A 22,641-nucleotide genomic window follows, 5' to 3' on the forward strand; every position below is an offset into this window, starting at 1 on the left:
GGTTCAGGCTCTCCAGACGTAGAGCAGCACGAACAGGATGATCCAGATCACATCCACGAAGTGCCAGAACAGGGACGTGGCGATGACGCCTTCTTCACCCCGGTCGTAGTTGCCGGGGATGAAGGATTTAGCCAGCATCAGGCCCATCAGCAGGATGCCGGTGAGCACATGCAGGCCATGGAAGCCGGTGAGCAGATAGAAGGTGCCGCCGAAGGTGCCGGAGGTGAAGCCGAAGCTGAGGCCGCGCCACTCCACCGCCTGGCCGTAGAGGAAATAGGTCCCCATGGCCATGGTCAGCAGCCAGAAGCCCCGGAAAAGCCAGATCTTCCCCTTGCCCTTGAAATGCTCGGCCACCACCATCGTGAAGGAGCTGGAGACCAGCACCACCGTGTTGATCAGCGGCAGGCGCCATTCGAGGCCGTCCACGCCGGCGGGCAGCCAGTCGAGGGCGGAGAGCCGCAGCAGGGCGTAACCGCTGAAGAACGCCAGGAAGATGACGCTTTCGGAGCACAGGAAGATGATGAAGCCGGTGAGGTTGTGGTTGGCGTGCTGGCCTGCGCCGTGGCCGTGGGTCGCGGCCGCGTCGCCGGGGGTGGCGGGGGTGCTGCTCATCAGTTGGCCTCCTGAAGGGTGAGGGCGCGTTCGATCTCGGCCTGGTGCTCCACCAGCGGCTCCCCGGTGCCGTAGCCGTAGGGGCGGCTGATCACGGTGGGAACGTGCTCACCGAAGTTGTCCTCCGCCGGGGGTGACGGCAGCAGCCACTCCAGGCCGATGGCGTTCCAGGGGTTGTGCGGCGCCCTTGGCCCCCGGGCCCAGGAGCTGATCATGTTGAGCAGGAAGGGGATGATCGAGACCCCCAGCAGGAAGGCCCCCAGGCTGGCCAGCACGTTCCAGAAGGCGAACTCCGGGTCGTAGGAGGAGACCCGCCGGGGCATGCCCATCAGGCCGAGGGGGTGCATGGGCAGGAAGTTGAGGTTGGCGCCGATGAAGGTGAGCACGAAGTGCAGCTTGCCGAGGCCCTCGTAGGGCATGCGGCCGGTGAACTTGGGGAACCAGTGGTAGATGGCGGCGAACACGCCCATGACGGCGGCGCCATAGATCACGTAGTGGAAGTGACCCACCACGAAGTAGGTGTTGCTGACGTGAATGTCGATCGGCACGGTGGCCAGCATGATGCCGGTGATGCCGGCGAAGACGAAGTTGAACAGGCCACCCAGGCAGAACAGCATCGGGGTGGTGAGCCGGATCTTGCCCCGCCATAGGGTGCCCAGCCAGGCGAACACCTTCACACCGGTGGGCACGGCGATCAGCATCGTGGTGACCATGAACAGGTTGCGCATCCACTGGGTGACGCCACTGGGGAACATGTGGTGCACCCAGACGATCAGCCCCAGGCCGACGATGATGAAGGAGGCCAGGCAAACATAGACGTAGCCGAACAGGGGCTTGCGGGAATAGACGGGAAACAGCTCCGAGAAGATGCCGAACACCGGCAGGATGATCACATACACCGCCGGGTGCGAATAGAACCAGAAGAAGTGCTGATACAGCACCGGATCGCCGCCCCCTTCCGGCCGGTAGAACGAGGTGCCGACGCTGAGATCCAGCAGCAGCATCACGGCGCCGCCGGTGAGGGCGGGCAGGCCGATCAGCTGCAGGGTCTGGGCCGCCAGGGCCGTCCAGCAGAACACGGGCATGCGGAAGAAACCCATCCCCGGCGCCCGCATGCGCAGGATCGTGGTGACGAAGTTCACCGCGCCCATGATCGAGGAGATGCCGGAGAGGGCCACCGCCAGCACCCAGAGGAACTCGCCGTTGATCAGGTGGCCGAGGGGGTTCTGGAGACTCACCGGCGGATAGGACCACCAGCCGGAGGTGGCCGGGCCGCTGGGCACGAAGAAGCTGGCGATCAGCAGGATGCCGAACACCGGCACCAGCCAGAAGGCGGCGGTGTTGAGCCGGGGGAAGGCCATGTCGGGGGCACCGATCATGGTAGGGATCAACAGGTTGTTGAGCCCGTTGAGCACTGGAAAGATGAACAGGAACAGCATGATCGTTCCGTGCATCGTGTAGAGACCGTTGTACACGGTGCGATCCACCAGATCGGCCTCCGGTGTGATCAGTTCGCCCCGCATGATCATGGCCAGCAGGCCACCCACCAGGAAGAAGAAGAAGGCCACCACGATGTACTGGATGCCGATCACCTTGGCATCGGTGCTGAAGCCGAAGTAACGCCGCCAGGAGGCGGGCGGTTCGGGGGAGAGGGCGGTGCTGGTCATGGCCTCAGGCGTCGTGGGGAAGGGAGCTGGAACCGGGAGCGTTCACCTGGGGCGGGGGGGCCGGCACCACCGTGGGCCAGCCGCCGCGGGGATTGGTCTGACGGTCGGCGTACTCGTCGGCCGCGACGCTGAGGCCGCGCTGCAGGGGGGCGGCGGCGGCCTGCTTCAGCCAGGTGGCATGGTCTTCGGCGGTCTCGACCACCACATCGGCCTGGTTGGCGGCGAACCAGGTGCCGCTGAACTGGGAATCGCGCAGGCGGTAGCGCCCGATGCGGGTGGGGGTGAGGCTGAAGTCGATCGCCCGGCCCGGGATCACATCCTGTTTGAGCCGGAAGGCCGGGATGAAGAAGCCGTGCAGCACATCCTCGGAGACCAGGCGGAAGGTGACTGGCCGATCCAGCTCAAGGTGCAGCTCGGTGCTGGAGACCTGCTCGCCGGGGTAGCGGAACTCCCAGGACCACTGCCGGGCGATCACCTCCACCTGCTCCGCCGGCAGCCGGTCGCCGGGGTACCCCCCCTGCTGCTCCTGGGGACTGCGCAGGTGGATGTGCTCCATCGGCCCGAGCACGCCGAGCTCGGTGTTCACCTGGATGGCGTACCAGGCGATGGCCATCACCAGCACCAGGGGGATGGCGGTCCAGATCACCTCGAGACGGGTGTTGCCCTCGATCGGCTCGGCGTCGCTTTCGTCGTACTTCTCGGCGCGGTGCACGAGCATCACCCAGGCCATCACCGAGATCACCCCCAGGAACACGAAGGTGCCGACCCCGGTTTCGAAGCTGAACAGCCCATCCACCAGCGGGGCGGCATTGGAGGCCTGCACCGGCAACCAGCGGAGGGAGGCGCCGGCTACCCAGTAGCTGATCAGGGCCAGCAGGCCGATCCAGACGGCCAGGGCCGCCAGGGCGATGGGGCCGGGGCCGCGTGGGGTGGAGGAGGTCATGGGGAGGGGGCCCTAGGGAAGGGCGTCGCGGAGATCGGCTCCGCTGGCCAGGAGCTGGTCGGCGGTGATGTGGACGCCGAATTCGGCCGCCAGTTCGGCCCCGAGGGTGCCGTGCAGGCCGATCACCAGGAACAGGGCCAGGCCCACCAGCAGGTAGAGCCACTGCACCTGGCGCCCCATGTCCCGGCGCCAGAGGAAGCGCTGGTAGCCGCGCCAGACGGTCATGGCGATGATCGCCAGCAGGATCGCCACCCCGCCGACGCCATGCCAGAGCATGGTTTCCATGCTCTGCAGGCCGATGCTGCTGGTGACGCCGGGAATCGGCACCGCCAGCAGCATCTCGAAGAAGCCCGTCGCCACGGTGAAGAAACTGACGATGGCGCAGGCGAGCAGGTTGTACCAGCCCACGTCGTGGAAGCCGGCCCGGGTGATCGGCAGGGCCAGGAAGCGGAACACCCGCTTCTCGATCGGATAGAGGGCGCCGACGACGTCGAAGGCGATGGCGATCACGAACAGGCCGATCGTGAAGTGGACCAGATTCGGGTGGATCGGCAGGCTGTAGGGCAGGTCGTTGGGCCCCAGCCAGTCGCCCAGCTGCTGGATCGGGGCCTCGGCCGGGAGCATGGAGAGGGCCATCAGATCAACCCGGCCCGTCCGGCGGCCACCACCGGCACCGTGTGCAGGCCATATACCCAGATCAGCTGGTTGCCCAGGGTGACCTGCACCACCACCAGCGCGGCCAGCACCCCGCCGGCGGCCAGGAAGGGCAGCGGCAGGGTCTCGGGGTCCCGGTTGCGCAACACGTAGCGCCAGCCGGTGAGCACCGAGAGGATGCCGGCCAGGGACCAGCCCAGGGTGCTGTGCAGGTTGAGGATTGCCCGGGAGGCGCCGTACGGATCAGCGAGGCCCGCCTCCACCTGGCCGAAGATGATCGCCACGAAGATGGCCCCGGTGGCGAACAGCAGATTCCAGAAGCTGACTTCAAACAGATTCGGCCGCCGCAGCACGACACCGATCAGATCGAAGACCACGCTGATCACCGCCATGGCGATGACGAAGTGGACCACGATCGGATGGAGGGTGTCCATCCAGGGCAGGTTGTGGTCATTGAGGGCTGGCAGCAGTTGCTGCATGGGCACCGGCCACGCTGTGCCCCTTCACCATGGCCGGACCCCGAGAGCTGTCCTGGCTCTGTGATCTTTTGCTACAGCCCTGTGGCGATACCCCCACCTGGCGCCGAAGACCCGCGCCAGGGAGGCTTCCCGGTGGGGCCGTGCCCGCCGGGCGAGGGATTGCCCCTACCTTTCAGACATCCCGCGGACCGCATCGATGGCGAAGGAACGCTTCTTCCTCGAGCTGGAGCCGAGCGAAGCCGTGATGAAGAGTTGGCCCCATGTGGTGATCGTGGGCGGCGGTTTCGCCGGCCTCAAGGCGGCCCACCGGCTGGCCGGCCAGCCGGTGCGGGTGACCCTGGTGGACAAGCGAAATTTCAATCTTTTCCAGCCGCTGCTGTATCAGGTGGCCTCCGGCCTGGTGTCCGAGGGCGATGTGGCGACGCCCCTGCGGCTGCTGCTCGCCAAGGCGGCCAACGTGCAGGTGCTGCTGGGAGAAGTGGTCGATCTGGATGCCGCCTCCCGGGAGGTGGTCTTCAACGATCGCCGCCTGCGTTACGACAGCCTGATCCTGGCCACCGGCTCCGGCAGCACCTACTTCGGCCATGAGGAGTGGCGGGAACTGGCGCCGCCGATGAAGATCCTCGAGCACGCCGATGAGATCCGGCGGCGGGTGCTGACGGCCCTGGAGGAGGCCGAGCAGACCCCGGATCCGGAACGCTGCCGCTTTCTGCAGTCGGTGGTGGTGGTCGGCGGCGGCCCCTCCGGCTGCGAACTGGCCGGATCGATCAACGAGCTGATGCGCCACGCGGCCCAGCGCGACTTCCGCCAGCTGGACCCCGGGCTCTGCCGCGTCGTGCTCGTCGACCCCGGCGATCGGCTGCTGCGGGCCATGGACCCGTCGCTGTCCAAAGCGGCCGGCGATTACCTCACGTCCTGCGGTGTCGAGCTGGTGCTGGGAGGGCGGGTCCAGAGCATCGAGGCGGGCCGGCTCACGGTGGCCTTCAAGGCACCGGCGCCGGGAACGCCCAGCGAGCGGGTGCTGGAGGCGGCCACCATCTGCTGGAGCGCGGGGGTGCGGGCCTCCCATCTCGGCAAGCTGCTGGCGGAGCGCACCGGTTGCACGGTCGACCGCGGCGGGCGGGTGGTGGTCGAGCCGGACTTCTCGATCGCCGGCCATCCCGAGATCCGGGTGGTGGGCGACCTCTGCTCCTATTCCCACACGGCCGACGGCAAGCCCCTGCCGGGCATGGCCGGCCCGGCGGTGCAGATGGGGGGCTGGGTCGCCCAGGACCTGCTGGCCCAGCTGGCGGGTCGGCGCCAGGCCACGTTCCGCTGGTTCGACTTCGGCAGCATGGCCGTGATCGGTCCCCTCTGCGCCGTCGCCGATCTGCGGGGCCTGAAGTTCACCGGGCCTGTGGGCTGGCTGCTCTGGGGCCTGGCCCACCTCGCCTTCATGCCCGCCAACGAGAACCGCCTCACCCTGCTGACCAAGTGGCTGTGGGTGATCGCCACCCAGCAGCGGGCCAGCCTGCTGATCACCGGCCGGCCCGACCAGCACCTGGGGGTGGAGGTGGGGCTGGAACGGGCCGAACGGGCGGAGGATCCTGCGCCGGCCTGAAGGGGGGCGCCTCAGAGGCCGGGGCTGCTGTGCATCAGGCCCCCATCGGCGAAGATCGTGGTGGCGGTGATGTAGCTGGCGGCGTCGCTGGCCAGGAAGCCCACCACCTTGGCGATCTCCTCCGGCTGGGCCATGCGGCCCATCGGGATGGCGGCGTTGAGCTTGGCCAGCAGCTCGGGATTGTTCATGGTGGAGTCGTTGATCGGCGTGGCCACGGCTCCCGGGCCCACATTGACGATGGTGATGCCGTGGGGCGCCAGCTCCAGGGCCGCGGTGCGGGTGAGCATGCGCACGCCGCCCTTGGCACAGCAGTAGGGGGTGTTGTCGGGCATCGGCCAGTCCTCGTGCACCGAGGAGATGTTGATGATGCGGCCGCCGCCGCCCTGGGCGATCATCTGCTTGGCGGCGAACTGGGTGGCGAAGAAGACGCCCCGCAGGTTGACATCCAGAACCTTGTCGAAGTTGTCCGGGGTGGTGGTGAGGATCGAGGTGCGGGTTTCGATGCCGGCATTGTTGATCATCACATCGAGCCGACCGTATTTCTCCACGGTGGTGTCCACCAGGCGCTGCAGGTCATCGAGCTTGCCCACATCGGCCTGAACCCCGAAGCTGCTACCGCCATAGGCGCCGATTTCACGCTCGAGCTCTTCGGTGGCTTCGGGATGGGAGCGGTAATCGATCACCACCTTGGCGCCGAGTTCGGCCAGATACTCCACGATCGATTTGCCGATGCCGCTGTTGCCACCGGTGACGATGGCGACCTTGCCCTGCAGCAGGGTGGAGAGGGCCTTGCCGGCCAGGGGGTTGGAGCTCGTCATCGGGTGGGGCCGGGAAAGGAATGGGGAGGGATCTCCACGCTTTCATCCTAGGGACGGCCACCGAAACGGCCCAGTGAATTGTTGCTGTCAGCATCGGCAACTCAGCGCCGGGATGCGGTGACCGTGGCGCCACTCCTGATGGCCCCTAGTCTGTGGCGAAAGCGAGTGGAACCAGCCCGATGGACGGCGAGGCGTTGCAGGGGCCGGACAGCAACGGGAACCGGAACGGGTCGGTCCGCCCTTCGGTGACCCGGGGCGCGGCCCTGCTGGTGGCAGCCTTCCTGGCCAACACGTTGCAGAGCGCGTTTGCGCGGGCGGTGGGCAGCGGCATGGATGCCCTGATGTTCACCTGGCTGACGTTCATTCTGGCGCTGCTCCTGCTGATTCCCCTGCTGGTCGTGCGCGGCGGCCGCGATCTGCCGACGCGTGTGTTCCCCCTTCACCTGCTGCGTGGCGGCATGGGCATGGGCGGTTTTCTGCTGTTCATGTCGGCGGCCCAGCTGGTGAATCTTGTCAATGCCAACGTGTTGCTGAACACGACGCCGATGTTCATCCCGTTGCTGGCCTGGCTGGTGCTCAGGCAGCGCATTCCTGCCAGCCTCTGGAAGGCCCTGGCGGTGGGATTTGCCGGGATGGTGATCGTCGTTCAGCCCAATGCCAGTCTCCTGGACAAACCCGGTGATCTGCTTGGCCTGGCGGCCGGATTTGTCTGCGCCATTGAGTTTCTGGCGGTGAAGGCCCTGGGCAGGAGCGAGTCGGCGTTGACGCAGCTCATCTACTTTCTGACCATCGGCGGTCTGGTCTCCAGCCTGATGATGGTGGGGCGATTCCACGCCATCACGCCGGATCAGTTCCTGTGGGTGCTGGCTTCGGCCCTCTGCCTGCTGAGCTTCCAGTTTCTGCTGATCCGCGCCTACAGCTATGCCGATCCCAGTGCGATCGGGGCGTTTCAGTATGCCTCCGTGGTCTTCGCCGGCCTGATCGGCTGGATCTGGTTCGGCCAGATCCCGAACGCCGGTGTGGTGGTGGGAACGGTGCTGATCTGTGTCGGTGGGGTGCTCAGCCTGGTGGGGCAGAACCCGCCCCCAACGGTCCCATGACTCTGGCTGCCCCATGACTCTGGCTGTCCAATGACACTGACCCTTCCCCACATCGACAGCCTCGGTTTCACCACGGCCGATGCCGAGGCCAGCGCCGCCTTCTTCGAGACCTGCCTGGGCTTCCGGCGCCTGGGGGAGGCCGTGGTGCTGGAGGGCGGCCCCTACGCCCGGTTGGTGGGCCTGCCCGGAGCCCGCCTCCGGGTGCTGCGGCTGGCGATCGGCGCGGAGGTGCTGGAGCTCACCGAGGTGCTGGCGCCGGGGCCCGGTGCCCGTCCGGGGCGGCCGATCCCGGCCGGATCCCGCAGCAACGACCGCTGGTTCCAGCACGCCTGCCTGGTGGTCAACAGCATGGAGGCGGCCCTGGCGGCCCTGCAGCCGGCCTTCGCCGCCGGCCGGATCACGGCGATCTCCTCGGCGCCCCAGCGGCTGCCGGACTGGAATGCGGCCGCCGCCGGCATCGTCGCCTTCAAGTTCCGTGATCCGGACGGCCATCCCCTGGAGCTGCTGCAGTTCCCGCCGGACAAGGGGGAGGCCCGCTGGCATGGCGACGCCCCCGGGCCGGTGCTGGGCATCGACCACAGCGCCATCGGCATCGCCGACACGGTCGCCAGCGTCCGCTTCTACCGAGCCCTGCTGGGCCTGGCCGCCGGCGGCGACGGCGTCAACAGCGGCCCGGAGCAGGACGGCCTCGATGGCCTGGCGGGCACCCGGGTGCGCATCACCGGCCACCGCTGCCCCAGCGGCGCCGGTGTCGAGTGCCTCGACTACCGCGAACCCAACGGTGGCAGGCCGATGCCCGCCGACCAGGGCCTCCAGGACCTGGCCCACTGGCAGCTGCGCCTGCGGGTGGCCGACCTGGAGACCGTCGCCGACCGGGCCGTGGCCCTGGGCGGGCGTCCGATCTCCCCAGGGATCATCACGCTGGGGGATCAGGCGGAGTGGTTCGGGGCTGGTCGGGCCCTGCAGCTGGCGGATCCGGATGGCCATCGCCTGCAGCTGCTGCAGAACTGAGACCCACCACCAGCACCACGATCGAGCGGGGGCCCAGGGTGTAGGTGTCCGCCTCCAGGGATGGCGCGCTGATCCAGGGCACGATGTCCTCCGGGCTGGGCCGGGAGGTGTCGATCCAGCGGCGCCAGCTCGGCTGGTCGCCCTCGGCGGCGGGCAGCCGGAAGCGCAGCGGCTCCCACCAGGCGTTGACCATGGCGTGCCAGCGGAAACGGTGGTCGACGCTGGTGATCGTCGTGGCGAAGGAGCGGGAGCTCTCGCTCCAGTCGGGCTGGTCGGGCTCGACGCCATGCCAGCGGACGTGATGGCGCCGCACCAGCTCGCCGAGGCTGAGGTTGCGGGCGTTGATCACCACGTCGCGGCGCTGGCGGTAGGCGAGCAGCTCCCGCACGAAGCGGTGCAGGTCGGCGTTGCGCCCCAGCAGCGACCAGTCGAGCCAGCTGATCGGGTTGTCCTGGGCGTAGGCGTTGTTGTTGCCCTGCTGGCTGCGGCCGAGCTCATCGCCCATGGCCAGCATCGGCGTGCCCACCGCCAGCAGCAGCATGGTCAGCAGGTTGCGGCTCTGGCGGGCGCGCAGGGCCAGGACCTCGGCGTCGCTGGTGTCCCCCTCGATGCCGCAGTTCCAGCTGGCGTTGTCGTCGCTGCCGTCGCGGTTGCCCTCGCCGTTGGCCCCGTTGTGCTTGGCGTTGTAGCTGACCAGGTCGGCCAGGGTGAAGCCGTCATGGCAGGTGATGAAGTTGACGCTCGCCTCGGCCTCCCGCTGCTTGTGGCCGTAGATGTCGGGGCTGCCCATCAGCCGCTGGCCGACGCTGGCCGCCAGGCCCCCGTCCCCCTTGATGAAGCGGCGCACATCGTCGCGGAAGCGGCCGTTCCACTCCTGCCAGTTGTCGCCGACGAAGCTGCCCACCTGATAAAGCCCGGCGGCATCCCAGGCCTCGGCGATCAGCTTGGTCCCGGCCAGCACCGGATCGGTGTCGATGTCCCAGAGGACCGGCGAGAGGGGGGTGGGTCGGCCGGTCTGGTCCCGGTCCAGCACCGAGGCCAGATCGAAGCGGAAGCCATCGACATGCAGGTGCTGCACCCAGTGGCGCAGGCTTTCGCGGATCAGGCGCCGCACCACCGGGTGGTTGGCGTTGAAGGTGTTGCCGCAGCCGGTGACATCGATGTAGGTGCCGTCCCCGTTCTGCAGGTAGTAGTCGCCGTCCGCCAGGCCCCGGAAGCAGAACGCCGGCCCTTCGGCGTCCCCTTCGGCGGTGTGGTTGAACACCACATCCAGGATCACCTCGATGCCGGCGCGGTGCAGCGCCTTGACCAGGTCGCGGAATTCGTCGATCACCGCCAGGGGATCGGTGCTGCAGGCGTAGCCCGGATGGGGCGCGAAGAAGGAGACCGGCTGGTAGCCCCAGTAATTGAGCAGGCCGGCGGGGGCCGCCAGGGGATCGAAGGCGAACACCGGCAGCAGTTCCACCGCCGTGATGCCCAGGTCCTGGAGGTAGGGGATCTTGCTGATCAGGCCCCGGTAGGTGCCCGCCTGCTCCGGCGGCAGGTCGGCGCTGGGGTGGGCGGTGAAGCCGCGCACGTGCAGCTCGTAGATCACCGTCTCGCGGGAGGGCCGGTGCAGGGGCCGATCCCCTTCCCAGTCGTAGGCGTGCGGGTCGGCCACGACGCTCTTCATGGCGGTGCCCCAGTCGCCGGAGCTGCTGCGGCCGGGGGCGCGGCCGTAGCCCGGCGGCATCGCCAGGGCCAGCCCATGGGGATCGAGCAGCAGGTTGGCCGGATCGAAGCGCAGCCCCAGCTGCGGCAGCCGGGGTCCCTCGACGCTCCAGCCGTAGGGCTGGCCCGGCCCGATCCCCTCCAGCCGGCAGTGCCAGTAGTCGCCGGTGCGGTGCCGGTCGGGATCGAGGCGGAGGCGCTGGCTGGGCACGGCATCGTCGACGCGCGCGAACAGGCACAGCTCCACCGCCGTCGCCCGCCGGGCATAGAGGCTGAAGTTGACCCCGCCCTCGCTGACCGAGGCGCCCAGGGGGGCACTGCTGCCCGGGGACGGCAGGGCCGCCGTGCATGAGGTCATGGCGTCGGCAGGGGTGGAGGGGACAGGGGGCCCGCCCACCGCATGATGGCCAGGACCCCCGGTTTCGCCCGGCCCCGCCGCGGCGCCGTCCGTCGACCCTGCTTACGGTGAGCCGGCAAGCCCTCCAGCTGGTGCGCCCGCCGATGGATCTCGAGATCGTCACCCTGCTCGTGCCCACCGGCCCTTCGCTGGCGGCCGGCGCCGCGCTGCTGGTGCTGCGGCTGTTCGTGGGGGTGGCCTTCATCCGCCACGGCTGGCCGAAGCTGCGCAACCTGCGCACCTGGTCCACGGCGATGAAGACGCCGGAATGGCTCTGCTTCCTCTCGGCGGCCTCGATGTGGGGCGCCGGGATCGCCCTGATCCCTGGCCTGCTCACCCCCCTGGCGGCCCTGGCGATCCTGGTGTCGATGGCCTACGCCATGGTGCTGGAGCTGGTCTCCGGGTTCCCGTTCATCGCCCCGGATCCCTATCAGATTCCCGAGGGTGACTACGCCGGACCGATGGGTGTGGGCGAGCCGCCCAGCTGGGAGAAGGCGGCCATGTATGTGGTGATGTGCCTGGTGCTGATCACCTCCGGCGGCGGCCTCCTCTCCCTCGACAACCTGCTGATCGCCGACCTGCTGGGCGCGATTCTCTGAGGGATCACTCGCGCTCAGGCGCTGCCGCGGGGTGATGGTCCTCCCGCTCGCCGCCCCAGTACTTGAAGGCCAGCAGGGCCAGGGTCACCACGGCCATGCCGGCGCCGGCCAGGAAGATGTCAGAGCCGGCGACGGAGTGGGCAAGGTCCTCGGCGTCGAAGCTGTTGAGCAGCTCGAGGAAGGAGATCGCCATCGCCAGGATGATGAAGTTGGCGAACATGCCCTTCACTTCGTGGAAGTTCCGGAAGCTGAGGGTCTTCGGCAGTTTCAGCTCGCTGATGAACAGCGAGTACATGCCGATCGCCAGGGCCAGACAGCCCGTTCCCACCAGCAGCAGGTCGATCCCTTCGAGGATGTCCATCTCGAAGCGGTTGAGGTCCACCAGGTCGGTGATGCTGACCAGGGCCAGCCGCAACTGCTCCAGGATCAGCCGGCTGCCGCGGATGAACAGGGCCAGGCAGCTGGCCAGCAGCGCCAGGATCGGCACCAGGGTGAGGTAGCGGGCGCGGACGAGCAGGCGGCGCAGCATGGCGGGCAGGAGTGGAAGGGGTGTCAGGGCAGGGGCGGCAGGCGCGGACAGGCCTCCACCAGGGTGCGGGTGATGGCGGCCTGGGGATGGGCCAGCAGCTCGGCCCCGGCCCCCTGCTCGACGACGCGGCCGCCGTCGAGCACAAGGACGCGGTGGCAGAAGCCGCCGGCCACCGAAAGGTCGTGGGTGATGAACAGCATGCCCAGGCCGAGCTGGCCCTGCAGGCGGCGCAGCAGGGCCAGCACGTCGGCCTGGACCTCGGCGTCGAGCATGCTGACGCTCTCGTCGCAGAGCAGCACCTGGGGGCCGAGGATCAGGGCGCGGGCGATGGCCACCCGCTGCTGCTGGCCGCCTGAGAGCTGGCGGGGCAGGCGGTTTTCGAAGGATTCGGGCGGATTCAGCCCCACCAGGGCCAGCTGCTCCCTGGCGCGGCGGCGGGCCTCCTGCCGGCCGGCCAGCCCATGGATCAGCAGGGGATCGGCCACCGCCTCCCCCACGGTCATCTGGGGGTTGAGGCAGGCCAGGGGATCCTGGAAGACCATCTGCAGCCGGCGCCGGGCCCGCCGCAGGGGCCGTCCCCCCAGGCGCCGCAGGTCGACCCCCTGGAGCCGCACCGCCCCGCCCCGCACCGGCGCCAGCCCCATCAGGGCGCGGCAGAGGCTGCTCTTGCCGCAGCCCGACGCCCCGACCACGCCGATGGTTTCCCCCTCGTGCAGGGTCAGGCTCACCCCGTCGACCGCCTTGATCCAGCGCGGCTGCCAGGGCAGGGAGGGCAGCGGGTGCCAGCTGCGCAGTTCCTCCACCTCCAGCAGCACCGGTGCGGCGGCGGGGGCCTCGCTGCGCCCGCCCTCCCGCTCCCGGGCGGCGCCCACCAGCCGCTGGGCCAGGGGCGAGGCCGGGGCCGTGAGCAGCCGGTGGCTGGGGGCCTCCTCCACCAGCCGGCCCTGATCGAGCACGGCGATGCGGTCGCACCAGCGGCCGGCCATGGCCAGGTCGTGGCTGATCAGCAGCAGGGCACTGCCGGTTTCGGTGCAGAGCTCGCTCAGCTGGGCCATCACCTGTCCGGCCACGGCCACATCCAGGCTGGTGGTGGGTTCGTCGGCGATCACCAGGGGCGGCTGCAGGGCCAGGGCCAGGGCGATGGCCAGGCGCTGGCGCATGCCGCCGCTGAACTCATGGGGGAAGCTGCCGTAGCGCTCCGGGGCGATCCCCACCCGGGCCAGCAGCTCGCGGGCCCGCTCCCGCCCCCCGCCGCGGTGGGCGGCCAGGGTGTCGCGCAGGTGCTCGCCGATGGTGAGCAGGGGGTTGAGCCGGGTCATCGGGTCCTGGAACACCAGGCCCACCGCCTCGCCCCGCAGCCGCCTGAGGGCGCCGCGCCTGAGCCGCCGGGGGTCCTGGCCCGCCAGCAGCAGCTCGCCGTCGCAGCTGCTTCCCGGGGGCAGCAACTGCAGCACGGCCCGGGCCACGGTGCTCTTGCCACAGCCCGAGGGGCCCACCAGGGCCAGCCGTTCCCCGGCGCTGAGGGTCAGATCGAGCCCATCGAGGGTGGGCCGCTCACTGCCCGGGTAGCGCACCTGCAGACCACCGATCCGCAGCACCGGGGCCGCAGGCTGGGACGGGGCGGGCAGGGCCATGGACGACACCGGCGGCGCCCAGTCTGGATGGCCGAATGCGCAAATCCCCTGGTTCGTGACGATTGCCCCATACCATGGGTGGACCCTGAAGGGTGTGATGCTGAGGGTGGCGCCGGATCAAGGTTCCTCTCCGCTGGCTTACGCCTCGGCCGTAACTCCTGGTGCAGAGGGGATCCAGGAGGTGCAAGCCACCGCCGCCCCCGAGCGCGACTACGGCGTCCCCCTGCCGGCCTGGCTGCGCCAGAGCCTTCAGCAGTTCCCGCCCGCCGGCGAGGAGGCGCGCCCCGTCGACCCGGAGGCCCTGGTGGCCACGGCCTTCGACTTCGCCTACCAGCTCCACGACGGCCAGTTCCGGGCCAGCGGCGAGCCCTACATCGTCCATCCGATCGCCGTCGCCGGCCTGCTGCGCGACATCGGCGCCAGCGCGGCGGTGATCGCCGCCGGCTTCCTGCACGACGTGGTGGAGGACACCCAGGTCACCCCTGAGGAGATCGAAGCCCGGTTCGGTGAGGAGGTGCGCGCCCTGGTGGAGGGGGTCACCAAGCTGGGCGGCATCCATTTCACCAACCGCACCGAGGCCCAGGCGGAGAACCTGCGCCGCATGTTCCTGGCCATGGCCAGCGACATCCGGGTGGTGCTGGTCAAGCTGGCCGACCGGCTGCACAACATGCGCACCCTCGGCGCCCTCAAGCCCGAGAAGCAGCAGCGCATCGCCCGGGAGACCCGCGACATCTACGCCCCCCTGGCCAACCGCCTCGGCATCGGCCGCTTCAAGTGGGAGCTGGAGGACCTGGCCTTCAAGGTGCTGGAGCCCGAGTCCTACCGCGATGTGCAGCAGCAGGTCGCCACCAAGCGGAGCGAACGGGAGGAGCGGCTGGGGACCACGGTGCAGCTGCTGCGCGACCGGCTGGTGGCGGCGGGGCTGCAGGAGTGCGAGGTGAGCGGCCGGCCCAAGCACCTCTACGGCATCTGGAGCAAGATGCAGCGCCAGCAGAAGGCCTTCCACGAGATCTACGACGTGGCGGCCCTGCGGATCCTCTGCCCGAGCGTGGAGAGCTGTTACCGGGCCCTGGCGGTGGTGCACGACATCTTCCGGCCGATCCCCGGTCGCTTCAAGGACTACATCGGCCTGCCCAAGCCCAACGGCTACCAGTCGCTGCACACGGCGGTGATCGGCCGGCACCGGCCGATCGAGGTCCAGATCCGCACCACCGACATGCACCAGGTGGCGGAATACGGCATCGCCGCCCACTGGAAGTACAAGGAGGGGGGCTCGCCGGCCGCCGGCGACACGGAGCGCTTCAACTGGCTGCGGCAGCTGGTCGACTGGCAGAAGGACGACGGCGGCGAGGACAGCAGCGACTTCCTGGCCTCGATCAAGGAGGACCTCTTCGACGAGGAGGTGTTCGTGTTCACCCCCAAGGGGGATGTGGTGGGGCTGCGCAAGGGCTCCACCGCCGTCGACTTCGCCTTCCGCATCCACTCGGAGGTGGGCAACCACTGCCAGGGCGTGCGCATCAACGACCGTCTCTGTCCCCTGGCCACGCCGTTGCAGAACGGCGACTTCGTGCAGGTGATCACCGCCAAGAACGCCCACCCGAGCCTCGACTGGCTCAACTTCGTGGCCACCCCCACGGCCCGCAACCGCATCCGGGGCTGGTACAAGCGCAGCCACCGCGACGACAACATCCAGCGCGGCACGGAGATGCTGGAACGGGAGCTGGGCCGTGACGGCTTCGACGCCCTGCTCAATGGGGAGGCGATCGCCCGGGTGGCGAAGCGCTGCAACCTGGTGGGCACCGAGGACCTGCTGGCGGCCCTGGGGTTCGGCGGCGTCACCCTGCAGCAGGTGCTCAACCGCCTGCGGGAGGAGGTGCGCCTCAGCACCGCCGCCGCCGCCCCCACCCCCACCAACGAGGAGGTGGCCGCCGGGGTGGCCGCAGCCCAGCCGCGCCACGCCCCCCACGGGCACCCGTCGAACAGCCCGATTCTGGGCCTTGAAGGACTCGAGTACCGCCTGGGCGGCTGCTGCAGCCCCCTGCCCGGGGAGGGGATCGTGGGCACCGTGGCCCTGGGCAACCACGGCATCACCATCCACCGCCAGGACTGCGCCAACGTGCCCCAGGTGCCGGTGGAGCGGCGCCTGCCGGTGCGCTGGAACCCGCTCGGCGAGGCCCAGCAGCGGCGCTACCCGGTGCGGCTGCGCATCGAGGTGCTCGACCGGGTGGGGGTGCTGAAGGACATCCTGATGCGCCTCTCCGACCACCGCATCAACGTCAGCGATGCCCGGGTGCGCACCAGCGCCGGCAAGCCGGCCCCCATCGACCTGCGGGTCGAGCTGCTCAGCGCCGCCCAGCTGCGCACCACCATGGACCAGATCCGCTCGATGGCCGACGTGCTCGACCTCTGCCGCACCGGCATCGGCTGAACCACCGGGAGCCCAGCCGGGCTAGGTGGCGGCCCGGCGGGTGCCCAGCAGAACCTGTTTCACGCTGCCGTTGGCCTGGAGGGACAGCACCAGCAGATAGGCCGCCAGAAACAGAATCCCGCCCACCGCGGCCAGCAGGCCAAGGCCCAGTCCCTTGGCGGAGAAGTCATCTCTCCAGGCCACCCAGAGGCCCGTGAGCAGCAGCATGCCGAGGAAATCCAGATCGAACTGCCCGGGCCAGCCCATCGCCCGAACGTCCGCGATGAAGACACGCACCAGGTCGATGCCGTGGTGCGGCACCACCACCAGCGTGTAACCGGCCACGGCCAGCCACAGCAGCACGAGAGCGGCACGAAAGGCGGTCATGGTGGAAGGGTCCAGCGGAGCAATCCTCCAGTCTGGAGCGATCCGCCGAATTTCTCGGCTCTCCCGATGACATGTCGGGGTGACGGGGCCATGCGGCCTGGCCGTCACTTCATGATCAGCACATCCACCCCCGGGGTCCGGCTGCGCACCAGGACGCCCACGTCGTGGTCGCCGCGGTGGAACTGCAGGTTGATCTCCTCGTCCCCCAGGCGCAGTCCGTTGAAGTCGAGGACGTTCAGCCCCATCGGCAGGGTGGGGTTGCGCAGACGCACCTGCACACGGCCGCTGCCCTGGTCGCGCTCGATCGACATCCCGGTGATCGCCTCCAGCAGGCCGAACACGCTGGCGCTGGCCCAGGCCTGGGGGCTGCAGGCCACCGGGTAGGAGGTGGGCCCCTCCTCTTCCCGGCGCTGGAAGCCGCAGAACAGCTCCGGCAGGCGGTACATCGGCAGGGCACAGGCGGTCTCGAACATCCCCGTGAGGATCTGCAGCGCTTCGGAGCGATGGCCGTAACGGGCCAGGCCCATGGCGATCAGGGCGTTGTCATGGGGCCAGACGGAGCCGTTGTGGTAGCTCATCGGGTTGTAGCGACGCTCCCGTTCATCGAGGGTGCGGATGCCCCAGCCGTTGAAGCTGGAGGGGGCCATCAGGCGCCGGGCGATCGCCGCCGCCGCCTGGGGACTGGCGATGCCGGTCAGGAGGCAATGGCCGGCATTCGAGGCGCGCACCTGGCAGGGCTCACCTGAACCATCCAGGGCCAGGGCATAGGAATCGATCGACGGCGTCCAGAAGGCCTGATGGAACCGTCGCTTCAGCGCGGCGGCCTCCTCCAGGAGCCCATGGGCCTCGCTGGTCCGGTCCAGGCGCTCCAGGATCGAGGCGTACGCCCGACGCGCCCCGTAGACATAGGCCTGCACTTCACAGAGGGCGATCGAGCCTTCCGCCAGACGGCCATCGGCGTGGTGGATGGCGTCGTCGGAATCCTTCCACCCCTGGTTGCGCAGTCCCCCCTGGGAAGCCCGCCTGTAGTGGACGAACCCATCCGCACTGGAGGCCTCGGCCCGGCGGATCCAGGCCATCGCCGCCTCCAGCTCCGGCAGCAGCCCGGCGATGAAATCGCGATCATCACTGCGGCGCAGATAGTCGCCCGCCAGCATCAGAAACAGGGGCGTGGAGTCGACGGCACCGTAATAACTGGCGAACGGCACTTCTCCGAGGGCCGCCATCTCGCCGAGCCGCGCTTCGTGCAGGATCTTGCCGGGCTCCTCGTCGTGCGCCGGATCCTCCACGAGGGCCTGGTTGCTGGCCAGATAGCCCAGCACCCCCCGTGCCAGGCGGGGCTCCACCATCAGCATCTGGCGCGCCGTGATCAGGCCGTCCCGGCCGAACGGACAGCTGAACCAGGGAATCCCGGCGTACGGGTAGAGCCCATCCTCCACCCGGCTGGCCAGCAGGTGCACATCCGAGAAGGAACGCATCAGCCAGCTGTTGAAGGCCGGGCTATCGGTGATCACGGAGGCCGCGCTGCGGCGGGCGTCGCGGAACCACTCGATCGTGGCGGTCATGGCGGCGCTGTAGTGCTGCTCCGCGCCCAGGGGCTGATCCGTGGGCTGGAAATCCAGCACCAGGTAGAGCCGGCGGGTCTGGCGCGGCTCCAGGGTGAGCACCAGAGCGACGTGATCCCCATCGACGTCCTGGACCGGATCGCTGAGCCGCAGGACCGTGAGTCGATCCTCCCCGTCCAGGCCCCTGTACGTGAGCGCGAGCGTGCCAGGCCCGCCCTGGACAATGCGGCCGCGCTGCAGGCGCTTGTAGCCCCTCACCTCGAAGATGTCCCGGAAGTCGGCATCCAGCCGCACGCTCAGCGGGATCTGGATGGGCTTCTCCTCATAGCTGGTGAAGCAGAACTGCTGCAGGAACGCCGTCGCCGTCAGGACCGTGCTGCGCTCCAGATGCAGGGTCATGGCGGCGGAGCCACCGGCCCCGTCCTCGTTGTTGCTGAGATGGCTGACCAGCACGCCCACCGCCCCACGCTCGGTGGCGCCCAGCACCACTGGCGGCCGGTTCCAGAGCAGAACCTGCAGCCGGCTCACATGGCGGGTGCCGCGGAAATAGATGCCGGTGTCGTGCTGCAGTTCCGGGCAGATCTCGCCGCGGGAATCCAGGATCGCGAAGGTTTCCTCGTTCTTGAGAACGTAAGGAGGCAGCGGATCAGGCATGCACCGGGATCCGGTGGACGTTGTTGTGGCAGCGACTGGCCTGGATCAGGTGCCGGTAGAGCTGCTCATAGTCCTCGGCCTGACGACTGACCGAGAAACAGACTTCGAAGTGGCTGCGGACCCGGGCGCGGTCCAGCTGCTCCAGCCGGCCGATCGCGGCAATGGCCTCCTCGATCGAATCCACCAGGAAGCCGTTGATCCCATCGAGAATCACCTCGGGGGTCGAGCCGTTGCGCCAGGCGATCACGGGCGTGCCGCAGGCGTTGGCCTCGATCATCACCAGGCCGAAGGGCTCCGGCCAGTCGATCGGGAACAGCAGGGCCAGGGCATCCGCCAGCAACTCCTGCTTGCCGTCATCGTTGACCTCGCCGATGAATTCCACCAGCGGATTGTTGAGCATCAGTGGTTCGATCTGCTCATGGAAGTAGGTACGATCCACAGGGTCGATCTTGGCCGCCACCTTCAGTGGCAGCCCCACCGCCGTGGCGATCGCGATGGCGCGATCGAGCCGTTTCTCCGGTGAGATGCGACCGACGAAGGCCAGGTAGGGGGAAGGGGAATCCTGGTAGCGATAGAGGTCGGTGGGCAGCCCGTGGTAGACGGTTCCCAGCCAGTTGGCCTGGGGTACGGGCAGGCGCTGGAACTCCGAGATGGAGACCAGCGGCATCTGATGGAAATGGCTGTACAGCTTCGTCTGCTCGGGGGCATGCAGGGGGCCGTGCACCGTGCTCAGGTGGGGCACCCCGAGCAGTGACGCCAGGGGGAAATGGCCATGGCCGTTGTGAAAGTGGAGGATGTCGAAGTCATCGTGCCTCTTCACCACATGATCAAGCTGAATGGCCTCATGAACGCTGGGATCACCGCCGTTTCCGCTCTGCCGCAGGGACTGCGGGACACAGGGGAACAGCTCCGCACTGGTGAGGGAGTCGCCGCTGGCAAACAGCACCACCTCATGGCCGCGGCGGACCAGTTCCTCGGTGAGGTAATGAACGACCCGCTCCGTTCCCCCATAGCCGATCGGCGGAACTCTCTCATGGAGCGTTGAAATCTGCGCGATTCTCATCATCACCCCTTCCTGCGTCAGGACTTTCACTCCCTTTAACCTTATGCAGGAATCCCCTGACGGATGCTGACAGTGCAGATCTGCTGCAGTCCGGCCGGTTGCTTTGCTCAGATCAAGGGAATGCGCTGCAGCGAGAGGCTGGAGAGCAGCACGACGGCTGCCCACAGATCGGAGGCCATGGCGATCGTTTCCTTCCCGTTGCGCTCGGCGCGGAACGTGTGTTGGACGCCCGCCAAGGCATAGAACACACCGCCGGCCAGGGCCGCGGCGGAGCTCCACGATGGCTGGATCAGGCTGGCCAGGCCAATCAGTCCGATCGACAGATTGGCAAAGCCGAGTTCCCTGACAAGCACCAGAGAATCCTCTGATTTGAGAGAAAGAATCACCTCGGCCGTATAGCGGGGCTGCAGAATCTGGCGCAGGCCCGCCATCCCCAGGCGAACGCCCACGGACCAGAACACGAACCACTTGCCGACCAGGGCCGGCGTGAAGGCGGCCTGGCCCGCCAGCACCTCCACGCTGATGCCGGCCACCGGCAGAACGAGCATGAGGGCGAAGACGATGACGAAGTACATGCCGGCGGCCCCTGGGGCGGCTCCTGACGGTACCCAGATCCGGCCTACTCGGCGCGCTTCTGCTCGAGGACCCTGCCGGTCGCGGCATCGATGGTGATCTCCATCCGTCCGCCCGGACCGGCGACCTTGGCATCCCACACCCTGCGGCCGTTCTCCGTATCCAGATCGATCGCGATCACCCGGCCCCCGGGGACGGCGGCCGCGGCGGTCTGGATCGCCTGCTGGACGGTGACCGCCGGTCCGGGTCCCATGGCTTCACGGGGGATCGACTCCCGTTCCTGCCGGAGGACCGCCCCTGTGGTGGCGTTGAGGTAGATCTCGCTGCCGGTGTTGTCGGGCCTGCGGACCAGCACCTCCCACACCGCCCGGCCGCCTTCGAGGCCGGGATCGATGTCGACGACGGTGCCTCCGGGGACCCGCTGCAGGGCAATGGCGGCCGCCCGGGCGGCGGTGATTCCGGCGCTGTTGCCGGTGGCGCTGGCCAGCGCCTGAGGGGCGCCCAACCCCACGCCCACGGCAAGGGCGAGGGTGGGGATGGAGAGGCTGATCCGACGAGCCATCGCACCGGTCCGCAAGGCAGTCATCCGCGAGGCCATCAACGTAACGCTGCCGTCCGCGCCCCGCTCCCTAGGGTCGGCCACCGGCCCCGCCACCGCGCCACCCCCGCGCCAGTCACCGATGTCCGCCCGGCCCAACCCCCTGCTGGGGCTGCCCTTCGTGGGCGCCCTTGAGGATCTCGGGCCGGAGTACTGGGATGTGGTGGAGGCGGCGGCGTTTCCGCTCACGCGCCTGCGGTTCCGCAACGACCCCGTGCTCCACCTGCTGGGTCTCGACCCAGCCCGTGTCAGCGACGACGACATCGAGGCGGCCTACGGGCGATTCGAGGGCCGCATGCCCCTGCTGGCCCTCCGCTACCACGGCCATCAGTTCGGCACCTACAACCCCCTGCTGGGGGACGGCCGCGGCTTCCTCTACGGCCAGCTGCGCGATCGCCACGGCCAGCTGCAGGACCTGGGCACCAAGGGGTCCGGCACCACCCCCTGGAGCCGGGGCGGTGACGGCCGCCTCACCCTCAAGGGCGGGGTGCGGGAGGTGATCGCCGCCGAGGCCCTGCACCGCCTCGGCGTCACCACCAGCCGCACCCTGTCGCTGATCGAGACCGGTGAAGACCTCTGGCGCAGCGATGAGCCCTCCCCCACCCGCAGTGCGGTGATGGTGCGCCTGGCCCGCACCCACCTGCGCTTCGGTACCTGCGAACGACTGCTCTTCCGTCGTCAGCCGGCCCAGCTGGAGCGGCTGCTGCGCCACGTGGTTGCCGTCCACTACCCGCACCTGGCGGCGATCCACAGCGACGGCGAGCAGCTGCTGGTGGGTTTCTACGCCGAGCTGGTGCAGCGGCTGGCGCGGCTGGCGGCCGAATGGATGGCGGCGGGCTTCATCCATGGGGTGCTCAACACCGACAACATGTCGCTGGCCGGCGAGAGCTTCGACTACGGCCCCTTCGCCTTCCTCCAGACCTGGGATCCGGGCTTCACCGCCGCCTACTTCGACCACGACGGCCTCTACGCCTACGGCCGCCAGCCGCTCGTCTGCCAGCACAACCTGCGGCTGCTGCAGGAGCCCCTGGCGATGCTGCTGCCCCGGGCTCCCCTGGAGGCGGCGCTGGAGCCGTTCGGCGAGGTCTACGACGCCCACTACCGCCGCTGCCTGCTCCGCCGCCTCGGATTCGACGCCGCCCTCCTCCCTGCCGGGGGGCTGGCTGATCTCCCCGATCCGGTGCCCCCCACCCTGCGGCTGCTGGCCGGTTGGCCCGTGGCCTACGGCGCGTTCTTCGCAGGCCTGGCCCAACGCATCCGGACCGGCGGGCTGCCGGCTACGGCCGAGGACCTGGAGCCTTTCGTGGCGGAGGCTCCGGCGCCACCAAGGGCCGAATGGCTCGCCTGGCGGGACAGCTGGTGGCACTGGAGCCAGGCCGTGGCCGCCCCGGAGGGCACCACCGCCGAGGCCGCCATCAGCGCCTGCCTGCAGCGCTGGAACCTGCCGGAGACGCCGGTGCGGCCGGTGATCGAACGGATCTGGGCGGCGATCGATGAACAGGACGACTGGAGTCCCCTGCAGCAATGGCTGGCGCGGACGGTGTGATCGGTGCGGGTCCGCCGACGGTGGAGACGGCCCGTGTCAGGGGCTACAGCCGACCCAGGCGGCGTCTTCTACAACACCTCGAAGCTCAGGCTTTC

20 protein-coding genes are annotated in these 22,641 nt (G+C 69.0%); 6 read left to right on the forward strand and 14 right to left on the reverse strand.

Translation table 11 applies throughout. The annotated features are described in order from the left end of the window. Positions 1 to 3 precede the first annotated feature (3 nt). Genes CJZ86_RS09685 through CJZ86_RS09705 form a run of 5 tightly spaced genes read right to left on the reverse strand, consistent with a single transcriptional unit; the run spans position 4 to position 4,355 of the window. Positions 4 to 612, reverse strand: coding sequence for a cytochrome c oxidase subunit 3 (locus tag CJZ86_RS09685; RefSeq protein WP_094585749.1), 609 nt, complete (start codon positions 610 to 612; stop codon positions 4 to 6). Further along, positions 612 to 2,279, reverse strand: coding sequence for a cytochrome c oxidase subunit I (locus tag CJZ86_RS09690; protein ID WP_094585750.1), 1,668 nt, complete (start codon positions 2,277 to 2,279; stop codon positions 612 to 614). Before CJZ86_RS09690 ends, CJZ86_RS09685 begins: the two co-directional genes overlap by 1 nt. A gap of 4 nt (positions 2,280 to 2,283) precedes the next feature. Beyond that, the gene (locus CJZ86_RS09695; protein ID WP_094585751.1) at positions 2,284 to 3,222 is read right to left on the reverse strand and encodes a cytochrome c oxidase subunit II; all 939 of its coding nucleotides are present in this window, start codon (positions 3,220 to 3,222) and stop codon (positions 2,284 to 2,286) included. A gap of 12 nt (positions 3,223 to 3,234) precedes the next feature. After that, a complete protein-coding gene (locus CJZ86_RS09700) occupies positions 3,235 to 3,858 on the reverse strand; it encodes a DUF2231 domain-containing protein (RefSeq protein ID WP_094585752.1) in 624 nt (207 codons plus the stop codon). Then, positions 3,858 to 4,355 carry a DUF2231 domain-containing protein gene (locus CJZ86_RS09705; RefSeq protein WP_015110318.1) on the reverse strand — a complete coding sequence of 166 codons (498 nt, stop codon included), beginning with the start codon at positions 4,353 to 4,355 and terminating at the stop codon, positions 3,858 to 3,860. The genes CJZ86_RS09700 and CJZ86_RS09705 overlap by 1 nt, the downstream gene beginning before the upstream one ends. A 196-nt stretch (positions 4,356 to 4,551) precedes the next feature. On the opposite strand from CJZ86_RS09705, the gene CJZ86_RS09710 reads away from it, so the two are divergent. Next, positions 4,552 to 5,955 (forward strand): NAD(P)/FAD-dependent oxidoreductase, encoded by a 1,404-nt coding sequence (locus tag CJZ86_RS09710; protein ID WP_094585753.1) that lies wholly within the window; start codon positions 4,552 to 4,554, stop codon positions 5,953 to 5,955. Positions 5,956 to 5,966: 11 nt separating this feature from the next. Here the strand turns inward: CJZ86_RS09710 and CJZ86_RS09715 are convergent, their stop codons facing one another. Continuing rightward, complete coding sequence (locus CJZ86_RS09715) at positions 5,967 to 6,773, reverse strand: SDR family NAD(P)-dependent oxidoreductase (RefSeq protein ID WP_094585754.1); 807 nt, start codon at positions 6,771 to 6,773, stop codon at positions 5,967 to 5,969. A gap of 245 nt (positions 6,774 to 7,018) precedes the next feature. Here CJZ86_RS09715 and CJZ86_RS09720 point away from each other — a divergent pair, with 245 nt between their 5' ends. Both CJZ86_RS09720 and CJZ86_RS09725 read left to right on the forward strand, forming a co-directional pair. After that, a complete protein-coding gene (locus CJZ86_RS09720) occupies positions 7,019 to 7,873 on the forward strand; it encodes a DMT family transporter (RefSeq protein ID WP_158219540.1) in 855 nt (284 codons plus the stop codon). Positions 7,874 to 7,903: 30 nt separating this feature from the next. After that, positions 7,904 to 8,884 (forward strand): VOC family protein, encoded by a 981-nt coding sequence (locus CJZ86_RS09725; RefSeq protein ID WP_233133949.1) that lies wholly within the window; start codon positions 7,904 to 7,906, stop codon positions 8,882 to 8,884. On the opposite strand, the gene glgX is transcribed toward CJZ86_RS09725, so the two are convergent. After that, positions 8,790 to 10,952: a glycogen debranching protein GlgX gene (gene glgX / locus CJZ86_RS09730; protein ID WP_094585756.1), complete on the reverse strand. Its 2,163-nt coding sequence runs from the start codon at positions 10,950 to 10,952 to the stop codon at positions 8,790 to 8,792. The genes CJZ86_RS09725 and glgX overlap by 95 nt on opposite strands. A gap of 143 nt (positions 10,953 to 11,095) precedes the next feature. On the opposite strand from glgX, the gene CJZ86_RS09735 reads away from it, so the two are divergent. After that, positions 11,096 to 11,590, forward strand: coding sequence for a DoxX family protein (locus tag CJZ86_RS09735; RefSeq protein ID WP_094585757.1), 495 nt, complete (start codon positions 11,096 to 11,098; stop codon positions 11,588 to 11,590). Positions 11,591 to 11,594: 4 nt separating this feature from the next. On the opposite strand, the gene CJZ86_RS09740 is transcribed toward CJZ86_RS09735, so the two are convergent. Then, complete coding sequence (locus CJZ86_RS09740; RefSeq protein ID WP_094585758.1) at positions 11,595 to 12,119, reverse strand: YqhA family protein; 525 nt, start codon at positions 12,117 to 12,119, stop codon at positions 11,595 to 11,597. Positions 12,120 to 12,142: 23 nt separating this feature from the next. Next, complete coding sequence (locus CJZ86_RS09745) at positions 12,143 to 13,753, reverse strand: ABC transporter ATP-binding protein (RefSeq protein WP_094585759.1); 1,611 nt, start codon at positions 13,751 to 13,753, stop codon at positions 12,143 to 12,145. Positions 13,754 to 13,850: 97 nt separating this feature from the next. Here CJZ86_RS09745 and CJZ86_RS09750 point away from each other — a divergent pair, with 97 nt between their 5' ends. After that, positions 13,851 to 16,181 (forward strand): RelA/SpoT family protein, encoded by a 2,331-nt coding sequence (locus CJZ86_RS09750; RefSeq protein WP_094585760.1) that lies wholly within the window; start codon positions 13,851 to 13,853, stop codon positions 16,179 to 16,181. 21 nt (positions 16,182 to 16,202) lie between these two features. Here CJZ86_RS09750 and CJZ86_RS09755 read toward each other — a convergent pair whose 3' ends face one another. From CJZ86_RS09755 to CJZ86_RS09775, 5 genes are all read right to left on the reverse strand, one after another. Continuing rightward, complete coding sequence (locus CJZ86_RS09755; RefSeq protein ID WP_094585761.1) at positions 16,203 to 16,547, reverse strand: hypothetical protein; 345 nt, start codon at positions 16,545 to 16,547, stop codon at positions 16,203 to 16,205. Between the two features lie 104 nt (positions 16,548 to 16,651). Further along, positions 16,652 to 18,766, reverse strand: a complete 2,115-nt coding sequence (locus tag CJZ86_RS09760; protein WP_094585762.1) for an amylo-alpha-1,6-glucosidase — start codon at positions 18,764 to 18,766, stop codon at positions 16,652 to 16,654. After that, positions 18,759 to 19,832, reverse strand: coding sequence for a glycosyltransferase family 4 protein (locus tag CJZ86_RS09765; RefSeq protein ID WP_233133950.1), 1,074 nt, complete (start codon positions 19,830 to 19,832; stop codon positions 18,759 to 18,761). The genes CJZ86_RS09760 and CJZ86_RS09765 overlap by 8 nt, the downstream gene beginning before the upstream one ends. Before the next feature lie 104 nt (positions 19,833 to 19,936). Further along, entirely contained in the window at positions 19,937 to 20,404 is a 468-nt protein-coding gene (locus CJZ86_RS09770; RefSeq protein ID WP_094585763.1) for a DUF6790 family protein, read from the reverse strand. 44 nt (positions 20,405 to 20,448) lie between these two features. After that, positions 20,449 to 20,964 carry a PepSY domain-containing protein gene (locus CJZ86_RS09775; protein ID WP_158219541.1) on the reverse strand — a complete coding sequence of 172 codons (516 nt, stop codon included), beginning with the start codon at positions 20,962 to 20,964 and terminating at the stop codon, positions 20,449 to 20,451. Positions 20,965 to 21,082: 118 nt separating this feature from the next. Between CJZ86_RS09775 and CJZ86_RS09780 the strand changes: the two genes are divergently transcribed. Next, complete coding sequence (locus tag CJZ86_RS09780) at positions 21,083 to 22,546, forward strand: protein adenylyltransferase SelO (RefSeq protein ID WP_094585765.1); 1,464 nt, start codon at positions 21,083 to 21,085, stop codon at positions 22,544 to 22,546. The last annotated feature ends 95 nt before the right edge of the window (positions 22,547 to 22,641 follow it).

The organism is Synechococcus sp. BO 8801, assembly GCF_002252675.1.
Classification (GTDB): domain Bacteria; phylum Cyanobacteriota; class Cyanobacteriia; order PCC-6307; family Cyanobiaceae; genus Cyanobium.

Excerpts from the sequence above, each read along its gene's own strand:
- CJZ86_RS09685 (WP_094585749.1), bottom strand. The coding sequence starts at position 612 with ATGAGCAGCACCCCCGCCACCCCCGGCGACGCGGCCGCGACCCACGGC.
- CJZ86_RS09690 (WP_094585750.1), bottom strand. The coding sequence starts at position 2,279 with ATGACCAGCACCGCCCTCTCCCCCGAACCGCCCGCCTCCTGGCGGCGT.
- CJZ86_RS09695 (WP_094585751.1), bottom strand. The coding sequence starts at position 3,222 with ATGACCTCCTCCACCCCACGCGGCCCCGGCCCCATCGCCCTGGCGGCC.
- CJZ86_RS09700 (WP_094585752.1), bottom strand. The coding sequence starts at position 3,858 with ATGGCCCTCTCCATGCTCCCGGCCGAGGCCCCGATCCAGCAGCTGGGC.
- CJZ86_RS09705 (WP_015110318.1), bottom strand. The coding sequence starts at position 4,355 with ATGCAGCAACTGCTGCCAGCCCTCAATGACCACAACCTGCCCTGGATG.
- CJZ86_RS09710 (WP_094585753.1), top strand. The coding sequence starts at position 4,552 with ATGGCGAAGGAACGCTTCTTCCTCGAGCTGGAGCCGAGCGAAGCCGTG.
- CJZ86_RS09715 (WP_094585754.1), bottom strand. The coding sequence starts at position 6,773 with ATGACGAGCTCCAACCCCCTGGCCGGCAAGGCCCTCTCCACCCTGCTG.
- CJZ86_RS09725 (WP_233133949.1), top strand. The coding sequence starts at position 7,904 with ATGACACTGACCCTTCCCCACATCGACAGCCTCGGTTTCACCACGGCC.
- glgX (WP_094585756.1), bottom strand. The coding sequence starts at position 10,952 with ATGACCTCATGCACGGCGGCCCTGCCGTCCCCGGGCAGCAGTGCCCCC.
- CJZ86_RS09735 (WP_094585757.1), top strand. The coding sequence starts at position 11,096 with ATGGATCTCGAGATCGTCACCCTGCTCGTGCCCACCGGCCCTTCGCTG.
- CJZ86_RS09740 (WP_094585758.1), bottom strand. The coding sequence starts at position 12,119 with ATGCTGCGCCGCCTGCTCGTCCGCGCCCGCTACCTCACCCTGGTGCCG.
- CJZ86_RS09745 (WP_094585759.1), bottom strand. The coding sequence starts at position 13,753 with ATGGCCCTGCCCGCCCCGTCCCAGCCTGCGGCCCCGGTGCTGCGGATC.
- CJZ86_RS09750 (WP_094585760.1), top strand. The coding sequence starts at position 13,851 with ATGCTGAGGGTGGCGCCGGATCAAGGTTCCTCTCCGCTGGCTTACGCC.
- CJZ86_RS09755 (WP_094585761.1), bottom strand. The coding sequence starts at position 16,547 with ATGACCGCCTTTCGTGCCGCTCTCGTGCTGCTGTGGCTGGCCGTGGCC.
- CJZ86_RS09760 (WP_094585762.1), bottom strand. The coding sequence starts at position 18,766 with ATGCCTGATCCGCTGCCTCCTTACGTTCTCAAGAACGAGGAAACCTTC.
- CJZ86_RS09765 (WP_233133950.1), bottom strand. The coding sequence starts at position 19,832 with ATGATGAGAATCGCGCAGATTTCAACGCTCCATGAGAGAGTTCCGCCG.
- CJZ86_RS09770 (WP_094585763.1), bottom strand. The coding sequence starts at position 20,404 with ATGTACTTCGTCATCGTCTTCGCCCTCATGCTCGTTCTGCCGGTGGCC.
- CJZ86_RS09775 (WP_158219541.1), bottom strand. The coding sequence starts at position 20,964 with ATGGCTCGTCGGATCAGCCTCTCCATCCCCACCCTCGCCCTTGCCGTG.
- CJZ86_RS09780 (WP_094585765.1), top strand. The coding sequence starts at position 21,083 with ATGTCCGCCCGGCCCAACCCCCTGCTGGGGCTGCCCTTCGTGGGCGCC.